Source organism: Gemmiger formicilis (assembly GCF_016901605.1).
In the GTDB taxonomy this organism is placed as follows: Bacteria; Bacillota; Clostridia; order Oscillospirales; family Ruminococcaceae; genus Gemmiger; species Gemmiger formicilis_B.
Window position 1 is genome coordinate 1 of sequence record NZ_JACJKP010000135.1, and the last position, 8,229, is coordinate 8,229.

General features: G+C 55.5%; 8 protein-coding genes. 6 read left to right on the forward strand and 2 right to left on the reverse strand.

Annotated features, from left to right (window positions below):
• Both H6B10_RS10510 and H6B10_RS10515 read left to right on the forward strand, forming a co-directional pair.
• Positions 1–2,294: M60 family metallopeptidase (locus H6B10_RS10510; protein WP_204651562.1), on the forward strand; the 2,294-nt coding region annotated here is incomplete at its 5' end.
• 17 nt (positions 2,295–2,311) lie between these two features.
• Positions 2,312–3,316, forward strand: a complete 1,005-nt coding sequence (locus H6B10_RS10515) for a hypothetical protein (RefSeq protein WP_204651563.1) — start codon at positions 2,312–2,314, stop codon at positions 3,314–3,316.
• 101 nt (positions 3,317–3,417) lie between these two features.
• Here H6B10_RS10515 and H6B10_RS10520 read toward each other — a convergent pair whose 3' ends face one another.
• Positions 3,418–4,266, reverse strand: a complete 849-nt coding sequence (locus H6B10_RS10520; RefSeq protein WP_204651564.1) for an SDR family oxidoreductase — start codon at positions 4,264–4,266, stop codon at positions 3,418–3,420.
• Between the two features lie 159 nt (positions 4,267–4,425).
• On the opposite strand from H6B10_RS10520, the gene H6B10_RS10525 reads away from it, so the two are divergent.
• Together H6B10_RS10525 and H6B10_RS10530 are read left to right on the forward strand one after the other, a co-directional pair.
• The gene (locus H6B10_RS10525; RefSeq protein WP_204651565.1) at positions 4,426–5,118 is read left to right on the forward strand and encodes a sigma-70 family RNA polymerase sigma factor; all 693 of its coding nucleotides are present in this window, start codon (positions 4,426–4,428) and stop codon (positions 5,116–5,118) included.
• Between the two features lie 319 nt (positions 5,119–5,437).
• Positions 5,438–5,806 carry a BlaI/MecI/CopY family transcriptional regulator gene (locus tag H6B10_RS10530; protein ID WP_204651566.1) on the forward strand — a complete coding sequence of 123 codons (369 nt, stop codon included), beginning with the start codon at positions 5,438–5,440 and terminating at the stop codon, positions 5,804–5,806.
• 78 nt (positions 5,807–5,884) lie between these two features.
• Here H6B10_RS10530 and H6B10_RS10535 read toward each other — a convergent pair whose 3' ends face one another.
• Complete coding sequence (locus tag H6B10_RS10535) at positions 5,885–7,051, reverse strand: aminotransferase class I/II-fold pyridoxal phosphate-dependent enzyme (RefSeq protein ID WP_204651567.1); 1,167 nt, start codon at positions 7,049–7,051, stop codon at positions 5,885–5,887.
• Between the two features lie 154 nt (positions 7,052–7,205).
• Here H6B10_RS10535 and H6B10_RS10540 point away from each other — a divergent pair, with 154 nt between their 5' ends.
• Together H6B10_RS10540 and H6B10_RS10545 are read left to right on the forward strand one after the other, a co-directional pair.
• On the forward strand, positions 7,206–7,700 hold the full coding sequence (locus H6B10_RS10540) for a hypothetical protein (protein ID WP_204651568.1): 495 nt from the start codon (positions 7,206–7,208) through the stop codon (positions 7,698–7,700).
• An 85-nt stretch (positions 7,701–7,785) separates the two neighbouring features.
• Positions 7,786–8,229 (forward strand): hypothetical protein (locus tag H6B10_RS10545; RefSeq protein ID WP_204651569.1); only part of this gene is annotated, 444 nt, incomplete at its 3' end.

Consider the following 8,229-nt stretch of genomic DNA (forward strand, 5'->3'; position numbering starts at 1 on the left):
TGGACCTGTACGGCATTGATGATGCCGGTGAACGGGAAGCCCGCGTGACGGCCTATGTGGAAGAGCTGGAAAGCTACACCGCCGGCCTGGAAGCGCAGCATGGCACCCTGCATGCCGATACGGCCTACAATGCGGAGGAATGCATCCTCAACACCACCGATGTGCTGCTGGATCAGATGATGTACTCGGTACCGGCCAGCCAGCTGCTGGCAGGCCTGGGCGCCGGAGAAACCAGCGAGAAGGCGGCCCGTCTGCTCAACTCTGTGGATGCCATGGATCAGATGATGATCCTGTTCTACCAGCATAAGGGTCTTACCAACCTGGAGGGCGCAGGCAACACCAACCGCCTGCCGGCCCAGCACCTGAATATCCGTTATATGCGTATGTTTGCCGGCGCGTTCATGTATGCGGCAGGCAATCATATCGGCATCGGCTGGGGCTCTGTGCCCGGCCTGGCGGAAGGCAACCCCATCGTTCTCAACGAGGACGGCAGCTACCAGAGCGGTAACTACTTCGGCTGGGGCATTGCCCACGAGATCGGCCATAACATCAACCAGGGCAAGTATGCGGTGGCGGAAGTGACCAACAACTATTTTGCCCAGATTTCCCAGACTTCCGATGGCATGCGCTTCGGTTACGATGCCATTTACAGCAAGGTGACCAGCGGCACCACCGGCGCAGCCGGCGACGTGTTTACCCAGCTGGGTATGTACTGGCAGCTGCACCTTGCCTATGATAAGGGATACGAATACCAGATCTACGATAACTACAATGATCTGCTGGAAAGCCGCTTCTATGCCCGCGTGGATACCTATGCCCGCAATACGGCTTCGGCACCTGCACCGGGCGGTGTCAAACTGAGCCTGGGCGGCGATGCCAACCAGAACTTCATGCGGCTGACCTCTGCGGCAGCGCAGAAAGACCTGACGGACTTCTTTGTTCGCTGGGGTCTGATTCCCGATGCCACGACTGCTGCCTATATGGCTCAGTTTGAGGCGGAAACCCGCGCGCTGTATTACGTCAATGACGATGCACGCACCTATGGCTTTACCCACAGTGCCGATGCGACCATTGCCGGCAAGGATGTCCTGACCGAGGGCACCACTGCGGTGGTGGACGAAAAGACCGCCAACCAGGTGAATCTGACGCTGGCTTCCACGGTGGATTCCGATCTGCTGCTGGGGTACGAGATCACCCGTGTGACCTACGAAAACGGTGAAGCCAATGCCCAGGTGGTGGGCTTTACCACCGGTGACAGCTACACCGATACGGTCACCACCATCAACAACCGCGCCGTGGCTTACCAGATCACGGCCATCGACAAGTTCCTCAACCGTTCCCAGACCCTGACGCTGCCCACGGTCAAGATCAGCCACGACGGCAGCTACGATAAGAGCCAGTGGACGGTTACCACCAACATGACTTCGGAGCAGGATACCACGCCGGATGCGACCGAGCAGGACCCCTGTGATCCCGATCCGGTTTCTGCCATCACCCAGGTCATCGACAATAAGAAAGAAACCACCTACACGGGCCAGGCTAAGGGCGAGGCTACCGTTACGCTGAACTTCCACAAGACGCTGGCAGTGACCGGCTTCAAGTACACGGTCACCAGCGGAACTGCGATCCAGAACTACGAGATCCAGATCAGCACCGACGGCAGCAGCTGGCAGACGCTGGCCACCGGCACCTTTGCCGGCGATACGGTAAACACCGTATACTTCCCCAACACCGAGGGCAAGCCCTGGCTGTGCACCTACGATGCCACGCAGCTGCGTCTGATCGTCAAGGCGCCCACCGGCAGCGCTGTTTCCATCAGCGAGCTGGATGTTCTGGGCCCCACCGGCGACAACGTGGAACTGCTGGAAAACGGCATTGGTACGCTGGAAAGCGACTATAAGTATGCCGATGGCGAGGGCGATGTGATCCCGCAGGGCTCCCTGGTCTTTACGGGCAGCTACAAGGGCAATCCCGCCTACAATGTGGTGCTGCTCTACGACCAGAACGGTGAGATCGTGGGCGGTCTGGATGCCGAGGGCAATACCGTGGCGCACCAGATCATCCTGGCACCGGACCCGGAAAACGGGCTGTTGGGCGATGTAAGCGAAGGCTACTGGGTCTACTGGATCGAGCCCGATGCACTGGAAGGCATGACGATGCCGGAAACGGTGCGCGCGGAACTGTACCGTGTGGACGAAGCCACTACCAACGTGGGTCAGCGTCTGACCAGCGATACACTGCCGGTCGAGCTGCCCGAACCGCTGCCTTCCATTACCATTGGCAGCGCTGATTGACAGAACAGGAGAATACAATGAAAAAATGGTTGGCCACCCTGCTGTTGGGGGCAGCCCTGACGCTGACGGCACTGCCTGTCGCAGCGCAGGGGACCGATGGCACGGTGACAATGAATGCAGATGGCAGCCAAGCCTCTGTCAGCCTGACGCTGCCCCAGGAGGCAGCCAAGGATGTGACGGCGCTGCGCCTGAGTTTTCAGGTGGACAGCAGCAATGGCGCCAAAGCACAGTTTGATTTTAACGATGGGCTGACCAGCAGTGTGCAGCAGTATCGTTACAACGAGGAAACCGGCCGGTTGACGGTTTATATTGCGGGCCGGGATGAATTGCTGAAGGATGGGACGGTATCCCTGGGCGAGATTCAGCTGGATGCTGCCCCCGGGACCATTGCCACCGTCCGTGTGGTGGAGGATTCCCTGGAACTGGTGAACGCTGCCTACGGCAAAGCGGAAACCACTGCGGTTGCCGCTGCATCGGCGGACCTGAGCACGGCAGATGTCGAAACTCCCGTGCCGACCCAGACGCCCGCCGCACCCGAAGCGACAGAACCCCCTGTGGCTCCTGAAGCGACCGAAAAGCCTTCTTCCGGCAATGAATCTTCCAGCAATGGGTCTTCCGGTGGTTCCTCTTCCACCAGCCAGGGCGGAACTTCCAGCCAGAGTACGGCAGCGCAGACGCCTGCTCCCACGCCGGAAGTCTCTACCTCTCCGGTAGGCACGTCGGCACCGGTCCAGGCTGTACAGGGTACCACTTCGACGGTGTCCGGCAGCAGCAAGCCGTCCGGTGGAAAGGCTACCCCGAAGCCCAGCGCTTTGCCGGAACCTTCCTCCACGCTGCAGGCAAGCGCCACCCCGGCACCTTCGGCGGCGCCCGAGGATGTGGCTGAAACCGCAACGCCTGAACAGACTGTACAGGAACAGACCAGTGGACTGAATGCATCGCTGGTGATTGCGATTGTACTGGGCGTACTGGCTGTTGCTGCACTGGTTGCAGTGGCGGTGATCTGGTTCCGCGGCCGCTGATGCTTTCCCGGTAAGGGGACGGCAAAACTCCCTCTTGCCTGAACAACAAGCAAAAAACACACCCCGTATTTCGGTTGTTCCGAAATACGGGGTGTGCTTTTTTATAGCAGGGAACTTACGCCGTAATCCTGCAGGCAGCGGGTCACATTGTCAAAGGTGCTGTCAAACACGATCCCTGCCTCGCGGGCTTTACGGCAGTTCATCCGCAGGCTGCGGGGCCAGTCGGCTTTTTCCAGGGGCGGTGTAATGCCCAGTACGGTGCAGAAATGCCGGGCAGTGGTATACATATCGTAGTCGTTTTCACAGCCGAAGTTGTAAACGCCGCCCGGCAGCTCCAATGCAGGCAGCAGATTTTCAACGGCCTGCCGTACATAGGTCACGCCGCGATAATCCCGGCAGGAAAAACGCAGTGGTTCGTTGTGCATGGCGGCCCGCAGCAAATTCAGGATAAGATTGCCGCGGATGGGCAGCCCGTACCCGGGCAGATCATACATCCAGGTGGCCCGCAGCAAGACAGCGGAAGGCAGAAGCTCCAACACCCGCTGTTCGGCTTCCAGTTTGTGGCGGCCATAGACGTTGGCAGGGTGCAGGGGAAGATCTTCTTCAAAGGGGCCGGTGTCCTGCAAACCGGCGTATACCTGATCGGAACTGAATGCCACCAACTTGGCGTTGACCTCCCGGGCGGCCTCGGCAATCCATAGAGGAATGGAAACATTGGCCCGGTAAGACTCCTCCGGATGGGTTTCACAGTGTCCGGTATCTGATAATGCGGCTGTATGAATCAGTGCATTAGGCTGCAGGCGCAGGACCAGTTCACACAACTCTTCCCGGGATATACCGGCCATTCTGCCGGGTGGAAAAGGGAGGAATTCTATGGCTGGTCCCATCAATTGCTCCATGATGCGGGCTCCCACAAAGCCGCCGGCACCGGTTACCAGGATTCGTTTCATGATAGAACCTCCTTGAGCAATATGTGTTGATAATGGAAATTGGCTTGTGGATAGTGTATCATATTTTAAGTATTCTGGGCAGGGGAAAAGCAGCCGTTGTCCCATCTTGACGTATATTGGCGGCAGGGACTGCATACTCTGGGCCAGGGGGTGGGTAGTATGCTGGAAATTCTGGGTCTTTTTTTACAGGCTGCGGCCGGTCATATTCTGTATCTGGCACTGCATCTGGAAAGCGGTTCCTTTCCGCGGCCGTTGCCACAGGCCAAAGAAAAAGCTGCTTTCGCAGCACTGCGTACAGGCGGTGCAGACGCTGCCCGGGCACGGGATCTACTGATTCGCCATAATCTGCGTCTGGTGGCGCATGTGGCCAAAAAGTATTATACAGCTACGGCATCTCAGGATGATCTGATCTCAATCGGTACCATCGGCCTGATCAAGGCTGTGGATACCTTTGATCCGTTGCGAACCAGCAAATTTTCCAGCTATGCCAGCCGCTGCATTGAAAACGAGCTGCGGATGGAACTGCGCCGTACCCGGCGGGAAGGAACGCAAATTTCGCTGCAGGAACCGTTGGAAGGCAGTGACGGGCAATTGACCCTGGCGGACACATTGCCGGACCCTACGGTGATGGAAGACCGATGCGAAAACCGCGCCGATGCAGTTCATTTGCGCAAGTTGGTGGAAAAATTGCCGCCACGGGAGCGGGAACTGCTGACAATGCGGTACGGTTTGCAGGGGCAGAAGCCCTGTACGCAGCAAGAAGTAGCCCAAAGGTTGGGGATCAGCCGCAGCTATGTTTCGCGCATTGAAAAGCGTGCTTTGGAGGTTTTATCACAGCAATGGAGTCGATAAATACATGTTAAAAGTGTAAATGAGCTGAAAATCCATATTTTGTTGTTGAAAAAACAAAAAAATTATGGAATTATGTTTACAGCTATTTCAAAGAAAAAAGAAGAAAAAAACGATAAAAAATGATAAAAAAACGAATAATAAACATTCGATATACCGATAAAATTGTGGAATGTTACGCGGGTGTTTCCGAAGTGCGAAAAAATATGAAAAAATTATTAAATAACAAAGAGAACCGATAAAATTTGTGCAAAATACATTGACATTTCAATCAAAAGCAGATACTATCTAAGTATCATATAACGAGGGAGAGTAGAGTGGCGTGCATCTGACAAAAAGTGAACAGCAGATAATGGAAATTTTCTGGCAGGCGGATCATCCGATGGCGCAAACGGAAGTAGTATCCACCTGTGTGGATCGGAAGTGGAAAGAAAGGTCGATTTTTTCCATGCTGAACAGTCTGATGGAAAAAGGCGTTCTGCGCGAGGTGGGCTTTGTGCGCAGCGGCAAGACGTACGCGCGTACATTTGAACCGGCCATGTCTCACGCAGAGTACCTGGCGACGGTCGTGGCAGATCAGCTTCCGGCAGAGCAGGTGCCGGAGCTGTTGTCTTCGTTGCTGAAGAAGGTTGCTGTTACACCGGCCATCCAGAAAGAATTACGCGCGGCTGTAAGGGAAAGCGCGCAGTAATGTCTGCAAAAAAGCAGCCCGTCGCTTTGCGGCGGGCTGCTTTTTTAACTGTTTAATAAGTACAAGGATAACAACAAATCAGTGAATCATACCGCTGGCGGCAATGGCCGACACGGCTTCCTGAATCTGTTCCACGGGCATGGTCAGTGCAAAACGCACATACCCTTCGCCGCTGGGACCAAAGCTGGACCCCGGTGTGCAGATCACGTTGGCCTTTTCAATCAGTTCCATGCAGAATTCCATACTGCTGGCGTAGCCGGCGGGGATGGGGGCCCAGACAAACATACTGCCGTGGCTGTCCGGTACATTCCAGCCAATGGCACGCAGTCCGCCACACAGGGCGTCGCGACGACGCTGGTATTCGGCGCACTGCCGCTGTACACCGTCCAAAGGTCCGGTCATGGCAGCAATGGCGGCTTTCTGGATGGGCAGGAACATACCGAAATCGATCTGGGTACGCAGCTTTTTGCAGGCGGCTACCACATCGGGACGGCCTACCAGGAAGCTGATCCGGGCACCGGTTACGTTGAAACTTTTGCTCAGGCTGAAAAACTCCACGGCACAATCTTTGGCACCCGGCGTGTTAAAGATGCTGCCACCGTGGGCACCATCAAAAATGATATCGCTGTAAGCGTTGTCGTGCACCAGCAGAATGTCATATTTCTGGCAGAAAGCCACGATCTCGGCGTACAGTTCAGGGGTGCCGATGCTGCCTACCGGGTTGGCCGGCAGACTGACCAGCATCAATTTGGCTGCACGGGCCACATCTTCCGGAATGGAGGAAACATCCGGCAAAAAGCGGTTCTCTTTGGTCAGACGATAATACCAGGGCTTGGCGCCACCCAGCATACAGCCGGTCATAAACACCGGATAGCAAGGGTCGGGCAGCAAGACAACGTCACCATCGTTGCACAGCGCCAATCCCAAGTGACCGATGCCGTCCTGGCTGCCGGAAAAGCTCATGACCTGATCCGGCGTGATGGAATCCACCTGAAAACGGCGTTTATAATATTCACAGACGGTCTGCAGCAGTTCGGGAAGATCCCGCAGGCTGTATTTCCAGTTTTCGTTATCCTGTGCCGCTTCGATCAGCGCTTGTTTGATGTGTTCGGCAGGGGCAAAATCAGGAGTGCCGACACTTAAATTATACAGATGGCGGCCTTCTGCCTCCAGGGCAACTTTCTTGTCGTTCAATGCGGCAAAGATCTCCGGGCCAAACAGTTCCAACCGATGAGAAAATTCCATGCCAATAACCTCGTTTCCAAAATGGGAATGAATTCTATTATACGCCCGGTTTTGTTGCCTTGCAAGCCCTGGCGGTTCGTGTTATCATGAAAAGAAGCCACGGAAGGGGGCAAAACGTTCCCTTTTGCAGTGAATAATCATACAGGAGAATACTATGGATAAACAAAACAGGCAGGCACTTGCCTATCTTTTAATTGGTGTATCCGCAGCGGGGCGCGCCCTGCTGGCTGTGCCGGAAAATACCCAGCTGCAGGAACTTTCTCTCACGGTGCTGGCCGTGGTGGGATACTTTCTGGTGTCTCGCCGCGGCGTGGCGCCGCTGTTGTGCGGCATTGCGCAGCTGGTTCTGGAACTGGTGCTGTGCGGAAGTCAAAGCGGCGGGGTCTGGGTATGGCTGATGCCGGCACTGCGGGCGGTGGATTTGTGGCTTTTGTTGCTCACCGCCGTTTTGATGCTGCGGCAAGCCGGGCAAACCACCAAGGCAATGCCGGTAGTGGCGGCTGTTCCCCTTGCGGTGTACACCGTGACGCATTTCTTCCCGGGGGCCATGGCGGCTGCCTCCGTTTCGTTTGTTATTTTCAGTGTTGTACTGTTGTGGTATGCGGTGTTGATGCTTCGGGCGTACAACGCCGCCCGCGTCAAACATTGAGTTGTTGCAGCCAACGATCTGTGTTATAATATAATTTGATACGATGAAATATTTTTCCCGCGATGAAAAAACAATGGGGGACAGAATGCATAACAAAAAAAATCAATGGCTGGGTTCGCTGTTGGGACAAGCGACGGTGATCCTGGTTCTGGTATTTCTTTTTGCCTGTGGGGGGACCCTGACGTATCTGCGCACAGGTGGGTTTTCCGCCCATGTGGGGGTGATTCCCCTTGTGGCAGGGCTGTGCCTGCTGGCGGTTCTGGCCGGTTGGATAAGGCTTCAAAAGCCCGACCCAAAACGCTGGTTTTTTGAAAATCGCTGGCTTTTGCTGCTGTTTGTAATAATGGTGTTGCTGCGCCTGCCGCAATGGGACACGCTGCTGCAGGACGATGGATATACCTACTACAGTAAACTTTCGGCGGCCTGTGAAACATTCAGCTTTGACCCGGGCTACCTGTTCTCAAAATTCCGTCTGGCCAACCACCCCACATGGGGGCTCGCTATGCTGGCTGCTATTCCGGAATTTTTT